Raw genomic sequence first — 14,836 nt, forward strand, 5'->3', positions numbered from 1 at the left:
GAGGCATGATCGCCGGGCGATAACAAAAAAAGCGCCCGACCATGACTCGAACAGCCCGCGTCACCGACCCCTCTTATGAACTGATGGATGACCACAACGGGTTGTCCATCATCTACCGCCAGCACGGTTTCCCCTGCCCGCTGGTGCGCTGGCATTTTCACAAGGAGTACGAGCTGCACCTGATCGTGGCCAGTTCGGGCAAGGTGTTCATTGGCGACTACATCGGCAACTTCTACCCGCAGACGCTGTTCCTGACCGGCCCCAATCTGCCGCACAACTGGATCAGCCAGGTGGCCGAAGACGAGGTGGTCGAGAAGCGCGACATGCTGGTCAACTTCACCGATGAGCTGTTCGAAAGCGGTCATCAGGTGTTCGCCGAACTCAAGACCCTGGCGCCGCTGCTGGAGCGTGCGCAGTACGGCATCGAATTCCGTTGCCCGCGCACGATTCGCCAGGCCATGAACCTGATGCAGAAGATTGCCGACACCAAGGGCATCACCCGCCTCGGGCACTTTTTCATCCTGATGGAGTTGCTGGCCGCCACCGACGACTACCAACTCCTGTCCGGCGCAACCACCCCGCAACTGGCGGACGAGCATAACATCGACCGCACCAACCGCGCGGTGGATTACATTTTCGCCCACTACGCTCGCGAACTGCCGCTGGAGGAAGTCGCCGAGCACCTTGGCATGAAACCCACCTACTTCAGCCGCGTGTTCAAGCAGGCCACCGGGCGCAACTTCATCGAATTCGTCAATCGCCTGCGCATCAGCAAATCCTGCGAATTGCTGGCGGACGGCGACAAACCGGTGACCGAGGTCTGTTTCGAGTCGGGCTTCAACAATATTTCCAACTTCAATCGGCGCTTTCAGCAGCTCAAAGGCATGACGCCGTCGCATTATCGGCGGCTGGTGGTGCAGCGCCTGACCGAGCAAAACCACGGCTGACGCCTGAAAACCTGTACGGATTCATGCCTGCCGCCCTTCTGAAACGCCCTTGCCTGCGTTTATCGCGCCAATCCCGAGTGCAAAAAAGTATCGATTCAAGTGCTAGGGATGATTTGTCAGCCCTGCGTTAGAAGGCTGTAATCAGTGCACATTCTTCCCCCGCCGGAAGAACACAAAAACAATAACTGTCCTTCTGCCCCCACCGGGTGCAGAAAAGGAGTGCACGATGCAACCCACTGCAAAAGCTCTGCTGGCCCTCACCTGCATGACCCTCAGCAGCGTCAGCCTTGGCGCCCAGACCCTGACCATCGCCACCGTCAACAACAGCGACATGATCCGCATGCAAAAGCTCTCGAAAACCTTCGAGACCGAGCATCCGGACATCAAGCTCAATTGGGTGGTGCTGGAAGAAAACGTTCTGCGTCAGCGCCTGACCACCGACATCGCCACCCAGGGCGGTCAGTTCGATGTGTTGACCATCGGCATGTACGAAGCCGCACTCTGGGGTGCAAAAGGCTGGCTCGAACCGATGAAGGATCTGCCGGCCAGCTACGCCCTCGACGACGTGTTCCCGTCGGTGCGTGAAGGCCTGTCGGTCAAGGGTTCGCTGTACGCCCTGCCGTTCTACGCCGAAAGCTCGATCACCTATTACCGCACCGACCTGTTCAAGGACGCCGGCCTGACCATGCCGGAGCGTCCGACCTGGGAACAGATCGCCGGCTTCGCTGAAAAACTCACCAACAAGGACAAGGAACAGTACGGCATCTGCCTGCGCGGCAAGGCCGGCTGGGGCGAAAACATCGCGCTGATCACCACCGTGGCCAACGCCTATGGCGCGCGCTGGTTCGATGAGCAATGGAAACCGGAATTCAGCGGTCCTGAATGGAAGAGCGCGCTGAACTTCTACGTCGACACCATGAAGAAGTCCGGCCCGCCGGGCGCCTCCAGCAACGGTTTCAACGAAAACCTCGCCCTGTTCAACAGCGGCAAATGCGCGATGTGGGTCGATGCCAGCGTCGCCGGCTCGTTCGTCACCGACAAGACTCAAAGCAAGGTCGCCGATCACGTCGGCTTCACCTACGCGCCGCATCAGGTCACCGACAAAGGCTCGGCGTGGCTGTACTCGTGGGCGCTGGCGATTCCGACCAGCTCCAAGGCCAAGGACGCCGCCAAGCAATTCAGCGCCTGGGCCACCTCCAAGGAATACGGTGAACTGGTCGCCAAGACCGACGGCATCGCCAACGTTCCGCCGGGCACCCGCGCCTCGACCTACAGCGACGCGTACATGAGCGCCGCGCCGTTTGCCAAGGTCACGCTGGAATCGCTGAAAGCGGCTGACCCAAGCAAACCGTCCCTCAAACCTGTGCCGTACATCGGCATCCAGCTGGTGACCATTCCTGAATTCCAGGGCGTGGGCACCCAGGTCGGCAAGCTGTTCTCGGCGGCGCTGATCGGCCAGACCACGGTCGACCAGGCGTTGACCGCTGCCCAGCAAACCACCGAACGCGAGATGAAGCGCGCGGGTTATCCGAAGTAATCCTGCGAAAGCCTCTCCTGCCTCCTGCGGGAGCGAGATTGCTCGCTCCCGCACGGGATCTCCATAGGTCTGTATGACTCGGTTGTGATCACCATGAATACTTCAACTGCCAAAGCCCACATCGACCTGTCGCAGCCCCGGCGCAAAAGCCGTGTGGCCAATCCCGGCTGGTTTCTGGTCAGCCCTTCGGTGGCCCTGTTGCTGCTGTGGATGATCGTGCCGCTGGGCATGACCGTCTATTTCTCGATGATCCGCTACAACCTGCTCGACCCGAGCACCAACGAATTCGTCGGGCTGGAAAACTTCACTTACTTCCTGACCGACTCCGGCTTCATGCCCGGCGCCACCAACACTTTACTGCTGGTGGGCAGCGTGCTGCTGATCAGCGTGGTGTTCGGCGTATTGATCAGTGCGCTGCTGGAGGCCAGCGAGTTCTTCGGTCGCGGCATCGTGCGGGTGATGCTGATTTCTCCGTTCTTCATCATGCCCACGGTCGGTGCGCTGATCTGGAAGAACCTGATTTTCCATCCGGTGTCCGGGATCCTCGCCTACATCTGGAAACTGTTCGGCGCGCAGCCGGTGGACTGGCTGGCCCACTACCCGCTGCTGTCGATCATCATCATTGTCTCGTGGCAATGGCTGCCCTTCGCGATCCTGATCCTGATGACCGCCATGCAGTCCCTCGACCAGGAACAGAAAGAAGCCGCCCGCCTCGACGGCGCCGGCCCGATCGCGATCTTCTGGCACCTGACCCTGCCGCACCTGGCGCGCCCGATCGCTGTGGTGGTGATGATTGAAACCATCTTCCTGCTGTCGGTGTTCGCCGAAATCTTCACCACCACCAACGGCGGCCCCGGCTACGCGTCGACCAACCTCGCCTACCTGATCTACAACCAGGCGCTGGTGCAGTTCGACGTCGGCATGGCCTCGGCCGGCGGCCTGATCGCCGTGGTCATCGCCAACATCGCCGCGATCATTCTGGTGCGGATGATCGGCAAAAACCTGACTGACAAAGCCTGAGGCCTGCCATGACTCTTCAACAATCCCGCCGGCTGCAAAGCCTGCTGCTCGGCACGCTGGCCTGGGCCATCGCGATCATCATTTTCTTCCCGATCTTCTGGATGGTGCTGACCAGTTTCAAGACCGAAATCGACGCCTTCGCCACGCCGCCGCAGTTCATCTTCACGCCGACGCTGGAGAACTACCTGCACATCAACGAGCGCAGTGATTACTTCAGTTTCGCCTGGAACTCGGTGGTGATTTCCTTCAGCGCCACGGCTCTGTGCCTGCTGATTGCGGTGCCGGCGGCCTACTCGATGGCGTTCTACGAAACCCAGCGCACCAAAGGCACGCTGCTGTGGATGCTCTCCACCAAGATGCTGCCGCCGGTGGGCGTGCTGATGCCGATCTACCTGCTGGCCAAGAGTTTCGGCCTGCTCGACACGCGCATTGCGCTGATCGTGATCTACACGCTGATCAACCTGCCGATCGTGGTCTGGATGGTTTACACCTACTTCAAGGACATCCCCAAGGACATCCTCGAAGCCGCCCGCCTCGACGGCGCCACCCTCGCCCAGGAAATGCTCCGCGTGCTGCTGCCGATCGCCAAGGGCGGCCTGGCTTCGACCGTGCTGCTGTCGCTGATCCTGTGCTGGAACGAGGCGTTCTGGTCGCTGAACCTGACCTCGTCCAAAGCCGCGCCGCTGACCGCGTTGATCGCCTCCTACTCAAGCCCCGAAGGATTGTTCTGGGCCAAGTTGTCGGCCGTCTCGACCCTGGCCTGCGCGCCGATCCTGATCTTCGGCTGGATCAGCCAGAAACAACTGGTGCGCGGCCTGTCGTTCGGCGCCGTGAAATAAGAATTCGTAAGAGGAGCGCCACCATGGCCAACCTGAAAATCAAGAATCTGCAAAAAGGCTTCGAAGGTTTCTCCATCATCAAGGGCATCGACCTTGAGGTGAACGACAAGGAATTCGTGGTATTCGTCGGCCCGTCGGGCTGCGGCAAATCCACCCTGCTGCGACTGATCGCCGGCCTTGAAGAAGTCAGCGGCGGCACCATCGAGCTGGACGGACGCGACATCACCGAAGTCAGCCCGGCCAAGCGCGATCTGGCGATGGTGTTCCAGACCTACGCGCTGTACCCGCACATGACCGTGAAGAAAAACATGTCGTTCGCCCTCGACCTCGCCGGCGTACCGAAAGCTGAAGTCGAGAAGAAAGTCGGCGAAGCGGCGCGGATTCTGGAACTGGGCCCGATGCTGGAACGCAAGCCGAAGCAACTGTCCGGCGGCCAGCGTCAGCGCGTGGCCATCGGCCGGGCGATCGTGCGCAACCCGAAAATCTTCCTGTTCGACGAACCGCTGTCCAACCTCGACGCCGCCCTGCGGGTGCAGATGCGCCTGGAACTGCTGCGCCTGCACAAGGACCTCAAGGCGACGATGATCTACGTGACCCACGATCAGGTCGAAGCCATGACCATGGCCGACAAGGTCGTGGTGCTCAATGGCGGCAAGATCGAACAGGTCGGCTCGCCGCTGGAGCTGTATCACAACCCCGCCAACCTGTTCGTTGCCGGTTTCCTCGGCACGCCGAAAATGGGTTTCCTCAAAGGCCAGATCGTGCGGATCGATGGCGCGAGCTGCGAAGTCTCGCTGGACGCCGGCACCCGCATCACCCTGCCGTTCAACGCGTCGAACCTGAGCGTCGGCAGCGCCGTGACCCTCGGCATTCGCCCGGAACATCTGGAGCTGGCACAAGCGGGCGATTGCACCCTGCAAGTCACCGCTGACGTCAGCGAACGGCTGGGCAGCGACACCTTCTGCCACGTCAAGACCAACGCCGGCGAAGCCCTGACCATGCGCGTGCGCGGTGATCTGGCGAGCCGTTACGGCGAACAACTGAACCTGCACCTGGACGCTGCCCACTGCCATCTGTTCGATGCCGACGGCGTGGCGCTGACCCGCCCGTTGCGCGCGGCCGCCTGATTTCGAGACTGACCCGATGAAACTGAACAAGCAAAACCTCAACCGCCTGGCCGCCGAAGTGAAACTGCCGGCCTACAGCCTCAGCGACACACGCCAGGGCATCGCCCACATTGGCGTCGGTGGCTTCCACCGCGCGCATCAGGCGTATTACACCGATGCACTGATGAACACCGGCGAAGCGTTGGACTGGGCGATCTGCGGCGTCGGCCTGCGCGCCGAAGACCGCCGTGCCCGGGACGATCTCAAGGAGCAGGACTACCTGTTCACCCTGTTCGAACTCGGCGACAACGACGACACTGAAGTCCGTGTCATCGGTGCGATCCGCGACATGCTGCTGGCCGAGGACAGCGCCCAGGTGCTGATCGACAAACTCGCCGACCCGCAGATTCGCATCGTTTCGCTGACCATCACCGAGGGCGGTTACTGCATCGACGACAGCAACGGCGAGTTCATGGCGCACCTGCCGCAGATTCAGCACGACCTGACGTACCCGCAACAGCCGAAAACCGTGTTCGGTTTCCTCTGTGCGGCGCTGGCCAGACGTCGTGCGGCGGGCACTCCGGCATTCACGGTGATGTCCTGCGATAACCTGCCGCACAACGGCGCGGTCACCCGCAAAGCGCTGCTGGCGTTCAGTGCATTGCTTGACCCGGACCTGCGCGACTGGATCGACGCCAACGTCAGTTTCCCGAACGCCATGGTCGACCGCATCACACCGATGACCAGCACCGCGCATCGCCTGCAACTGGCGGACAAACACGCCGTCGACGACGCCTGGCCGGTGGTCTGCGAGCCGTTCGTGCAATGGGTGCTGGAAGACAAGTTCGTCAACGGCCGCCCGGCCTGGGAAAAGGTCGGCGTGCAGTTCACCGACGATGTTTCGCCCTACGAAGAGATGAAGATCAAACTGCTCAACGGCAGCCATCTGGCGCTGACTTATCTGGGCTTTTTGAAGGGTTACCGCTTCGTTCACGAGACCATGAACGACCCGCTGTTCGTGCGCTACATGCGCGCCTATATGGACCTGGACGTGACCCCGCAACTGGCGCCGGTGCCGGGGATCGACCTGACCGAGTACAAGGACACGCTGGTGGCGCGGTTTTCCAATCAGGCGATTGCCGATCAGCTTGAGCGTGTTTGCTCGGATGGTTCTTCGAAGTTTCCCAAGTTCACCATTCCGACGATCAATCGGTTGATTGCCGATGGGCAGGAGACCAAACGGGCGGCGTTGGTGGTGGCGGCCTGGGCGCTTTATTTGAAGGGTGTGGATGAGAATGGCGACACTTATTCGATTCCGGATCCTCGGGCGGCGTTCTGTCAGGCGTTGGTAGCGGAGGATGCGCTGATTACTGAGCGGTTGTTGGGGGTTGAGGAGATTTTTGGGGTGGCAATACCGCGTTCGAAGGAGTTTGTGGCGGCGTTTGAGTGGTGCCTGAACAGCTTGCGAGAAGAAGGCGTAACACGAACTCTCGAACACCTGTTGACCTGATCGTTCCCACGCTCCGCGTGGGAATGCATCTATGGACGCTCTGCGTCCGCTGTTGAATGGGGACGCGGAGCGTCCCGGGCTGCATTCCCACGCAGAGCGTGGGAACGATCTGTCGATCTTTGTGGAGCGCACATGACAACCCAACAACTCTTCCTCGGCATCGACTGCGGCACCCAAGGCACCAAAGCCATCATCCTCGACGCCACCAGCGGTCAGGTATTGGGCCAGGGCGCCGCCGCTCACACGATGATCAGCGGCGCCAACGGCCGTCGCGAGCAAGACACCTCGCAATGGCTGGAAGCCTTCGCCCTCGCCACCCGCCGCGCTTTATTGGCGGCAAATGTCGACGGCCAGTCGATCCTCGGAATAGGCGTTTCCGGCCAGCAACACGGCCTGGTGCTGCTCGACGACCAAGGCCAGGTCCTGCGCCCGGCCAAGCTCTGGTGCGACACCGAAACCACGGCTGAAAACGACCGCCTGCTGGCTCATCTGGGCGGTGAACAAGGCTCGCTGGAACGCCTCGGCGTGGTCATCGCGCCGGGCTACACCGTGTCCAAACTGCTGTGGACCAAGGAACAGCATCCGGACGTGTTCGCCCGCATCGCACGGATCCTGCTGCCCCACGACTACCTGAATTTCTGGCTCACCGGCCGTTCGTGCAGCGAATACGGTGACGCATCCGGCACCGGCTATTTCAACGTACGCACTCGCCAATGGGATTTGCAGCTACTGCGCGACATCGACGCCAGCGGTCGTCTGCAATCCGCGCTGCCGGAGCTGATCGACGCCCATCAAGCGGTCGGCACGATCCTGCCCGCAATCGCCGAACATCTGGGCATCAACCCCAACGCACGGGTGTCCAGCGGTGGCGGCGACAATATGATGGGCGCCATTGGTACCGGCAATATTCAGCCGGGCGCGATCACCATGAGCCTCGGCTCTTCCGGCACGGTGTACGCCTACGCCGAAGCGCCGAAGGTCAGCCCGGACGCGTCGGTCGCGACCTTCTGCTCGTCCAGCGGTGGCTGGTTGCCGTTGATCTGCACCATGAACCTGACCAATGCCACCGGCGCGATCCGCGAACTGTTCGACCTCGATCTCGACGCCTTCAACGCCTTGGTGGCCCAGGCGCCGATCGGTGCCGAGGGCGTGAGCATGCTGCCGTTCCTCAACGGCGAACGCGTGCCTCCCCTGCCCCACGCCACCGGCAGCCTGCATGGCCTGACGATCGATAACCTGACGCAAGCCAATCTGTGCCGCGCCGCCGTCGAAGGCACCACCTTCGGCCTGCGTTTCGGACTGGATCTGTTGCGCCAGAATGGTTTACAAAGCCGCAGCATTTGCCTGATCGGCGGCGGTTCGAAAAGTGCGGTGTGGCGGCAGATCGTCGCCGACATCATGAACACCCCGGTGATCTGCACCGAGCAAAGCGAAGCCGCAGCCCTGGGCGCGGCGATTCAGGCGGCGTGGTGCAAGTCGTGGTCGAACGGCCACGAAGACACCCTGGCGGACTTGTGCCAGCGCTGCGTGAAGCTCGACCTGAACAGTGAAACCCTGCCGGTTGCCGCCAATGTCGCGGCCTTCCAGCAGGCCTATGAACGCTATCGACTGCATGTCGCAACCTTATAAAGAGCAAACAACTATGTACCTGGTGTGTGGCGAAGCACTGTTCGATTTCTTCAGCGAAGACGATGCCGGCGGACAGGCATCGAAAGTCAATTTCAAGGCGATTGCCGGTGGCTCGCCGTTCAACGTGGCGGTGGGTTTGCGCCGACTGGGCGTGGATTCGGCGCTGTTTGGCGGGTTGTCCACCGACTACCTCGGCCGGCGTTTGCAGCAAGTGCTGCAGGATGAAGGCGTACGTCCGGATTACCTGGTGGACTTCGCGGCGCCGACCACGCTGGCGATGGTCGCGGTGGGCGCCAATGGCTCGCCGCACTACAGCTTCCGCGGTGAAGGCTGCGCTGACCGCCAGTTGAGCCTGGCGCACCTGCCAACGCTGGGCCCTGAAGTGCGCGGCTTGCACTTCGGTTCCTTCTCGCTGGTGGTGCAGCCGATTGCCGATACCTTGCTTGCGCTGGTGCAGCGTGAAAGCGGCAAGCGCCTGATCAGCCTCGACCCGAACGTGCGCCTCAACCCCGAGCCGAACATCGACCTGTGGCGCGAACGAATCGCTACGCTGGTGCCGTTGGCGGACCTGATCAAAGTCAGCGACGAAGACTTGAGCCTGCTGTATCCCGAGCAGGATCCGCAGCGCGTCATCGAAGGCTGGTTGCAGCATCGCTGCCAGGTGGTGTTCCTGACCCGTGGCGGTGAAGGCGCGACCGTGTTCAGCCGTGCCCATGGTTCATGGTCGGTGCCGGCAAGCTCGGTGAAGATTGCCGACACCGTCGGCGCCGGCGATACCTTCCAGGCCGCGTTGATCACCTGGCTGACAGAGCACGAACTGGATTCGGTGGAAGGCGTGCAGCACCTGAGCCGCGAACAGATCGACGGCATGCTCGGGTTTGCCGTACAGGCCGCCGCCCTTACATGCAGTAAAACAGGTCCGGATTTGCCTTATCGCCACCAGTTGACCTGACCGCGTAGACTGGCGCCCTTTTTTGCACGACGGGATGACGGCTTTTGAATTCGGGGCGCACGGTTGGTCTGTTGGTAATGGCGGCACTGTTGAGCGGCTGCGGAACATCGCCGCCGCGTTCGCCGGAAAACCTCTGCGAGATTTTCCGCGAAAAAAGTGATTGGTACGACGCAGCGCAAGTCACGCAAAAGCGCTGGGGCGTACCGATCCAGGTGCCGTTCGCGATCATGTATCAGGAGTCCGGCTACCGCTACGACGCCAAGACGCCGCGCAAATACCTGCTGTGGGTGATTCCGTGGGGTCGCGTCACGACGGCCTCGGGTTATGCGCAGGCCAAGGATGAAGTCTGGTCCGACTACCAGAAAAGCACCGGAAGGTATGGCGCCGATCGCGAAGACTTCGACGACGCCATCGACTTTGTCGGCTGGTACATGGACAAAACCACCTCGATCAACGGCGTGTACAAATACGACGCCTACAACCAGTACCTCAACTACCACGAAGGCTGGGGCGGTTTTCGCCAGAAGACCTACGCCAGCAAGGCGTGGCTGCCGCCGGTGGCGCGCAAGGTGCAGAACCGCTCGGACATGTACGGTCAGCAATACGCGGCGTGCAAGGATGATCTGAATCGCGGGTTCTGGAGCCGGTTCTGGCACTGGCTCTGATCGCAGGCTAAAAAAACCATCACGAGTTAACTCGCGATGGTTTTTTTTCGGGCTGGATTTACAACACCGAAAAGTTGTAACTCACAATCAACCGGGTCTCATCCACGTCCCGGGCAAACTTCTCGTAGTTGGTGCGGTAAGTCGCATTACGCAACCTCAGGCTGACGTCCTTGAACGTCCCGGTCTGAATCACATACTTCAACTCGCTGTCGCGTTCCCACTCTTTGCCTTCCTGATCGCTGCCCGGGACCTTGATGTGATCGCCGTTCACGTAACGGGTCAGGAAGCTCAGGCCGTTGATGCCGATCGCCTTGAAGTCATAGTCATAACGCAGCTGCCAGGAACGTTCCTGCGCGGCGGCGAAATCGTTGACCTGCACGTAGTTCACCAGGTACGGGTTGCTGCCATCCAGATACGGCATCGAGTTGTCGCCGTTCATGCGCTGCCAACCGGCACTGAAGGTATGACCGCTGATGCCGTAGGACAGCATGCCGCTCAAGGCGCGGTTGTCGATGGAACCGGCTTTCGCATCACCGCTGTCGGCGCTTTTCAGCAAACGCAGATCGGCTTTCAGCACGCCGTCACCCAGCGGCTGATTGGCCAGCAGCCCCACGAAGTGCTGGCGATAGATGTCTTCCAGCTCGGCGTAGTGGTACTGCGCGGTCAGGCGATCATTGATCTTGTAGTCGAAGCCGTACATGTCGAAATGATCGGCGGTGGTGTTGCACGCATAACGCTTGTTCTTGCAGTGCACGCGGATGTCTTGCGAATCGGTCGAATCCCGGGCGGTGTATTTGTCCAGCCGCGCGGCCATGAAGGTCAGATCCTTAACCTCTTTCGAGGTCAGCATCGCACCGTTGAACATGGTCGGCAGCAGACGACCGTCGTTGTACTTGAGCAGCGGCAGATCCGGCAGCAGCGCGCCGTATTTCAGCACGGTGTCCGAGACTTTTACCTTGGCGGTCAGCCCCATCTTCGCGTACTGACCTTTCGAACCGCGCGGGTTGTCGCCGCTGGACGGCAGCAGGCCGCTGTTGCTGCGATCCGGGCTGGAATCGAGCTGGAAACCCGCCATGCCCAGTGCATCGATCCCGAAACCGACGGTGCCTTCGGTGTAGCCCGATTGCAGATTAAGAATGAAGCCCTGCGCCGACTCTTCGCGCTTGGACGCGCCCTGATCACTGGAGGTGTGCCCGTCACGGAAATCGCGGTTGAAGTACACCGTGCGCGATTCGATCTTCGCCGTGGTGTCTTCGAAAAAACCGCTGGCCTGAACCTGCGCGGTAAAACCCGCGCACAGCACAAAGGCTCCGAAGCCAAGCGACTGGCGCGGGGTGATGAGGGGAAATGGGGGACGCATTGAAAACTCCAACAGAACAACGATTGCGCAGGGGCGCAAACAACCAGAAATAGCTCCCGTCCCGGAACAGTGATGAACCGTGAGGAAGTGAATACGCGGGGGTGTGAAAGGCAATGATGGCAGAAGGCTTTGATGTGCTGAAGGCGACTTTAGTCTGAAACTGACTGGCTGTTCTCCAGCGGCAAATTCAATAACGGTCGAATATCTGTCAGCCGTAAGTTCCGGTTTTACTGGGCAAAACTGTGGTTCTAAGGGTTTTCCCTATGCCGCCGGACCACCGCCTCTACGGCATTTGCGCCTTGAACGAGGCGGTTTAATCCTGCACCATCCGCCCACGCTAATCCAAAGGACGGAAAACAAGGCATGCTGGACGCCAATGCTACCCACATTACCCTCACGCTCGAAGGCGCTTCCGCCGACCTGCAAGTCCTCAGTTTCACCGGTCGCGAAGCCCTCAACGAACCGTTCCGTTTCGACCTCGAACTGGTCAGCGCCCGTCCCGACCTCAATCTTGAAGAACTCCTGCACAAGCCTGGCTGCCTGACCTTCGGCGCCACTGGCGAGGGCACGATTCATGGCCTGGTGTATCGCATCGAACAAGGCGATTCCGGCAAGACCCTGACCCGTTACAGCCTGAGCCTGGTGCCGCAACTGGCCTACCTGCGGCACAACCATGACCAGCAGATTTTCCAGAACCTCACCGTGCCGAAGATCATTGCCCAGGTGCTGGAAGAACGCGGCATTCTGGGCAACGCCTACAGCTTCCAGCTCGGCGCCGAATACCCGGAACGCGACTACTGCGTGCAGTACGACGAATCCGACCTGCACTTCATCCAGCGCCTGTGCGAAGAGGAAGGCATTCATTTCCACTTCCAGCACAGCAGCGGCGGCCACAAACTGGTGTTCGGCGACGACCAGACCGTGTTCCGCAAACTGAAACCGGTCAACTACCAGCAAGACTCCGGCATGACCGCCGACAAACCGGTGATCAAGCGCTTCAACCTGCGTCTGGAAACCCGTACCAGCCGCGTAAGCCGCCGCGACTACGATTTCGAAAAACCGAAGATCCTGCCCGAAGGCGCCGTCAAATCCGAGTTCATGCCGGACCTCGAAGACTACGACTACCCCGGTCGCTTCACCACGCGCGAGCGCGGCAAGTTCCTCTCGACCCGCGCGCTGGAACGCCATCGCAGCGACTACAAACTCGCCGAAGGCAAAGGTGACGAACCGACCCTGACCAGCGGCCACTTCATGACCCTGGCCGAACACCCACGCGCCGAATGGAACGATTTGTGGTTGTTGCTGGAAGTCTTCCACGAAGGCAAACAGCCGCAAGTGCTGGGCGAAAACGTCACCAGCGACGTCACCGACAACAAGAGCGATTTCCACCAGGGTTACCGCAACTCGTTCGTGGCCACCCCGTGGGACGCCCACTACCGCCCTGCCCTCGAACACCCGAAACCGAAAGTGCTCGGCAGCCAGACCGCCATCGTCACCGGTCCCGCCGGTGAAGAAATCCACTGCGACCAGTACGGCCGCGTGAAAGTGCAATTCCACTGGGACCGCGACGGCCAGGCCGACGACAAGACCACTTGCTGGCTACGCGTCGCCAGCGGCTGGGCCGGCGCAGCCTACGGCGGCATCGCCATTCCACGGATCGGCATGGAAGTGCTGGTGACCTTCCTTGAAGGCGACCCCGACCAGCCATTGGTGACCGGTTGCCTGTACCACAAGGAAAACGTCGTCCCCTACGCCCTGCCGGCGAACAAGACCCGCAGCACCTTCAAGACCCTGAGCTCACCGGGCGGCAAGGGCTACAACGAATTCCGCATCGAAGACAAGAAAGGCGTCGAACAGATCTACATCCACGCCCAGCGCGACTGGGACGAGAACATCGAGCACGATCAGAAGATTCGCGTCGGCAACGAGCGGCATGACACGGTTGAAGCCAACACCTACAGCGAGTTCAAGGTCGAAGAACACCGCATCACTCACCTGAATCGCATCAGTGAAATGCGCGCCAACGATCACCTGACCGTCGCCGTGACCCAGCACCTCAAAGTCGGCACGGCGCAACTGGTCGAAGCGGGAACCGAGATCCACTACTACGCCGGCCAGAAAGTCGTGATCGAAGGCGCAATGGAACTGACCGCCAAGGCCGGCGGCAGCTTCGTCAAAGCCGATGCCGGCGGCGTGACCATCAGCGGCGCCGAAGTGAAGATCAACACCGGCGGCGCGCCGGGCGTGGGGACACCGGCAGCACCTTTGTTGCCGGGGCCGATGAAGGTGGTGGATGCGGATAAGGCCGGGAAAGCACCGCTGCCCGCCCGCCTGAACGAATCAGGCATCACGCCGCTGTGCGGAAAACAGAGTAACGGCGCTTGCAGCCGTAAGGATTGCACATGCATGTAAAAGCGCTGAGTGCTTTGCTGGAAGAGCCTCGCTACAACTTCTCGGACCTGCCGGCAGCGAACCCATCGCTGTGTTTCATCATCGACCAGGGGCTTCAGCCACAAGCCATGAGCCGGCTCTACCGGGTGGGTGAGCCCGTAGTTTGCGAAGGGCTGTTTTTCCGGACGGAATTCGTCGAGATACCCGATGGTCCCTTGTGGCTGGTCGCCCCCCGAGGCAGCAAACTGGCTGCAGAAGCTGCAAAACTCTGTGAAGAACACTTTTCGGGAATTGCGATCTCGACACCTGACCCGGAAAAAGCCCTGGCTCATGCACGCTGGCTGCTCAAAGCCAACGACGGTTCCGGGGGGCAAAGTTTGCTGAGCTACCACAAGCCGAGCCTGTGGGCAGCACTGGCCTATACCGCTGAAAAGACTTTCGATCAGTTGTTGGGTTGCTGGTCGGCCGTTTACGCCCCCGCGCCAGGAAACTTTGGCCAGCAACGTGGTCCATGGTTAGCCTGGGTGGCTAACGCGGAATCGACATGGTCGGGTGACCAGGCGGCATTCAACCTTCCGATGGCGGCCGCGCAAGTTCAGGCGCGCCTCGGATGGGTGTATTGGGTGGATGAAGAGTACGAGGCGTTTGGCGAACCCGGCGATGATCGTTTGAACGATATTGCTGACAATCTCGACCTGCTGCTCAACAACAACATTTATGACGGCGACCACCTGCTCAAACTGGGTCATGCCGTAAACGGTCCACTGTTTGAAACACAGCCTGAGATCATGGCGATCCTGCAATCAAAGGACGAGTCGTTTATCAAAGTAGATCGGCTCCTGGAATCAGCCGCCGTCGCCCAACGTTAACGGCGACGCGA

At 60.6% G+C, this 14,836-nt stretch carries 12 protein-coding genes; 11 read left to right on the forward strand and 1 reads right to left on the reverse strand.

The genetic code is table 11. The features are described 5' to 3' along the window. Positions 1-41 precede the first annotated feature (41 nt). The 9 genes from AC1RT4_RS05570 (at position 42) to AC1RT4_RS05610 (ending at position 10,205) form a co-directional block, all read left to right on the forward strand. Complete coding sequence (locus tag AC1RT4_RS05570) at positions 42-947, forward strand: AraC family transcriptional regulator (RefSeq protein ID WP_273899427.1); 906 nt, start codon at positions 42-44, stop codon at positions 945-947. Between the two features lie 226 nt (positions 948-1,173). After that, positions 1,174-2,484, forward strand: a complete 1,311-nt coding sequence (locus AC1RT4_RS05575; protein ID WP_493084157.1) for an ABC transporter substrate-binding protein — start codon at positions 1,174-1,176, stop codon at positions 2,482-2,484. Between the two features lie 93 nt (positions 2,485-2,577). Beyond that, complete coding sequence (locus tag AC1RT4_RS05580) at positions 2,578-3,504, forward strand: carbohydrate ABC transporter permease (RefSeq protein WP_493084159.1); 927 nt, start codon at positions 2,578-2,580, stop codon at positions 3,502-3,504. A gap of 8 nt (positions 3,505-3,512) precedes the next feature. Further along, positions 3,513-4,343 carry a carbohydrate ABC transporter permease gene (locus AC1RT4_RS05585; RefSeq protein WP_007957423.1) on the forward strand — a complete coding sequence of 277 codons (831 nt, stop codon included), beginning with the start codon at positions 3,513-3,515 and terminating at the stop codon, positions 4,341-4,343. Between the two features lie 23 nt (positions 4,344-4,366). After that, complete coding sequence (locus tag AC1RT4_RS05590) at positions 4,367-5,470, forward strand: ABC transporter ATP-binding protein (protein WP_179695072.1); 1,104 nt, start codon at positions 4,367-4,369, stop codon at positions 5,468-5,470. A gap of 16 nt (positions 5,471-5,486) precedes the next feature. Beyond that, a complete protein-coding gene (locus tag AC1RT4_RS05595; RefSeq protein ID WP_493084162.1) occupies positions 5,487-6,959 on the forward strand; it encodes a mannitol dehydrogenase family protein in 1,473 nt (490 codons plus the stop codon). Positions 6,960-7,091: 132 nt separating this feature from the next. Beyond that, on the forward strand, positions 7,092-8,588 hold the full coding sequence (gene xylB, locus AC1RT4_RS05600) for a xylulokinase (protein WP_493084164.1): 1,497 nt from the start codon (positions 7,092-7,094) through the stop codon (positions 8,586-8,588). A gap of 13 nt (positions 8,589-8,601) precedes the next feature. After that, positions 8,602-9,540, forward strand: a complete 939-nt coding sequence (locus AC1RT4_RS05605) for a carbohydrate kinase family protein (protein ID WP_493084166.1) — start codon at positions 8,602-8,604, stop codon at positions 9,538-9,540. Positions 9,541-9,617: 77 nt separating this feature from the next. Beyond that, complete coding sequence (locus tag AC1RT4_RS05610; protein ID WP_493084168.1) at positions 9,618-10,205, forward strand: transglycosylase SLT domain-containing protein; 588 nt, start codon at positions 9,618-9,620, stop codon at positions 10,203-10,205. A 58-nt stretch (positions 10,206-10,263) separates the two neighbouring features. Here AC1RT4_RS05610 and AC1RT4_RS05615 read toward each other — a convergent pair whose 3' ends face one another. Further along, positions 10,264-11,565 (reverse strand): OprD family porin, encoded by a 1,302-nt coding sequence (locus AC1RT4_RS05615; RefSeq protein ID WP_064381736.1) that lies wholly within the window; start codon positions 11,563-11,565, stop codon positions 10,264-10,266. Between the two features lie 363 nt (positions 11,566-11,928). On the opposite strand from AC1RT4_RS05615, the gene AC1RT4_RS05620 reads away from it, so the two are divergent. Together AC1RT4_RS05620 and AC1RT4_RS05625 are read left to right on the forward strand one after the other, a co-directional pair. After that, positions 11,929-13,977, forward strand: coding sequence for a type VI secretion system Vgr family protein (locus AC1RT4_RS05620; protein WP_493084170.1), 2,049 nt, complete (start codon positions 11,929-11,931; stop codon positions 13,975-13,977). Next, positions 13,968-14,825 (forward strand): DUF4123 domain-containing protein, encoded by an 858-nt coding sequence (locus tag AC1RT4_RS05625; protein WP_474730241.1) that lies wholly within the window; start codon positions 13,968-13,970, stop codon positions 14,823-14,825. The genes AC1RT4_RS05620 and AC1RT4_RS05625 overlap by 10 nt, the downstream gene beginning before the upstream one ends. The last annotated feature ends 11 nt before the right edge of the window (positions 14,826-14,836 follow it).

This window comes from Pseudomonas sp. GW821-FHT11D10 (assembly GCF_058808435.1).

Excerpts from the sequence above, each read along its gene's own strand:
- AC1RT4_RS05605 (WP_493084166.1), top strand. The coding sequence starts at position 8,602 with ATGTACCTGGTGTGTGGCGAAGCACTGTTCGATTTCTTCAGCGAAGAC.
- AC1RT4_RS05615 (WP_064381736.1), bottom strand. The coding sequence starts at position 11,565 with ATGCGTCCCCCATTTCCCCTCATCACCCCGCGCCAGTCGCTTGGCTTC.
- AC1RT4_RS05575 (WP_493084157.1), top strand. The coding sequence starts at position 1,174 with ATGCAACCCACTGCAAAAGCTCTGCTGGCCCTCACCTGCATGACCCTC.
- AC1RT4_RS05620 (WP_493084170.1), top strand. The coding sequence starts at position 11,929 with ATGCTGGACGCCAATGCTACCCACATTACCCTCACGCTCGAAGGCGCT.
- AC1RT4_RS05580 (WP_493084159.1), top strand. The coding sequence starts at position 2,578 with ATGAATACTTCAACTGCCAAAGCCCACATCGACCTGTCGCAGCCCCGG.
- AC1RT4_RS05590 (WP_179695072.1), top strand. The coding sequence starts at position 4,367 with ATGGCCAACCTGAAAATCAAGAATCTGCAAAAAGGCTTCGAAGGTTTC.
- xylB (WP_493084164.1), top strand. The coding sequence starts at position 7,092 with ATGACAACCCAACAACTCTTCCTCGGCATCGACTGCGGCACCCAAGGC.
- AC1RT4_RS05625 (WP_474730241.1), top strand. The coding sequence starts at position 13,968 with ATGCATGTAAAAGCGCTGAGTGCTTTGCTGGAAGAGCCTCGCTACAAC.
- AC1RT4_RS05610 (WP_493084168.1), top strand. The coding sequence starts at position 9,618 with ATGGCGGCACTGTTGAGCGGCTGCGGAACATCGCCGCCGCGTTCGCCG.
- AC1RT4_RS05570 (WP_273899427.1), top strand. The coding sequence starts at position 42 with ATGACTCGAACAGCCCGCGTCACCGACCCCTCTTATGAACTGATGGAT.
- AC1RT4_RS05585 (WP_007957423.1), top strand. The coding sequence starts at position 3,513 with ATGACTCTTCAACAATCCCGCCGGCTGCAAAGCCTGCTGCTCGGCACG.
- AC1RT4_RS05595 (WP_493084162.1), top strand. The coding sequence starts at position 5,487 with ATGAAACTGAACAAGCAAAACCTCAACCGCCTGGCCGCCGAAGTGAAA.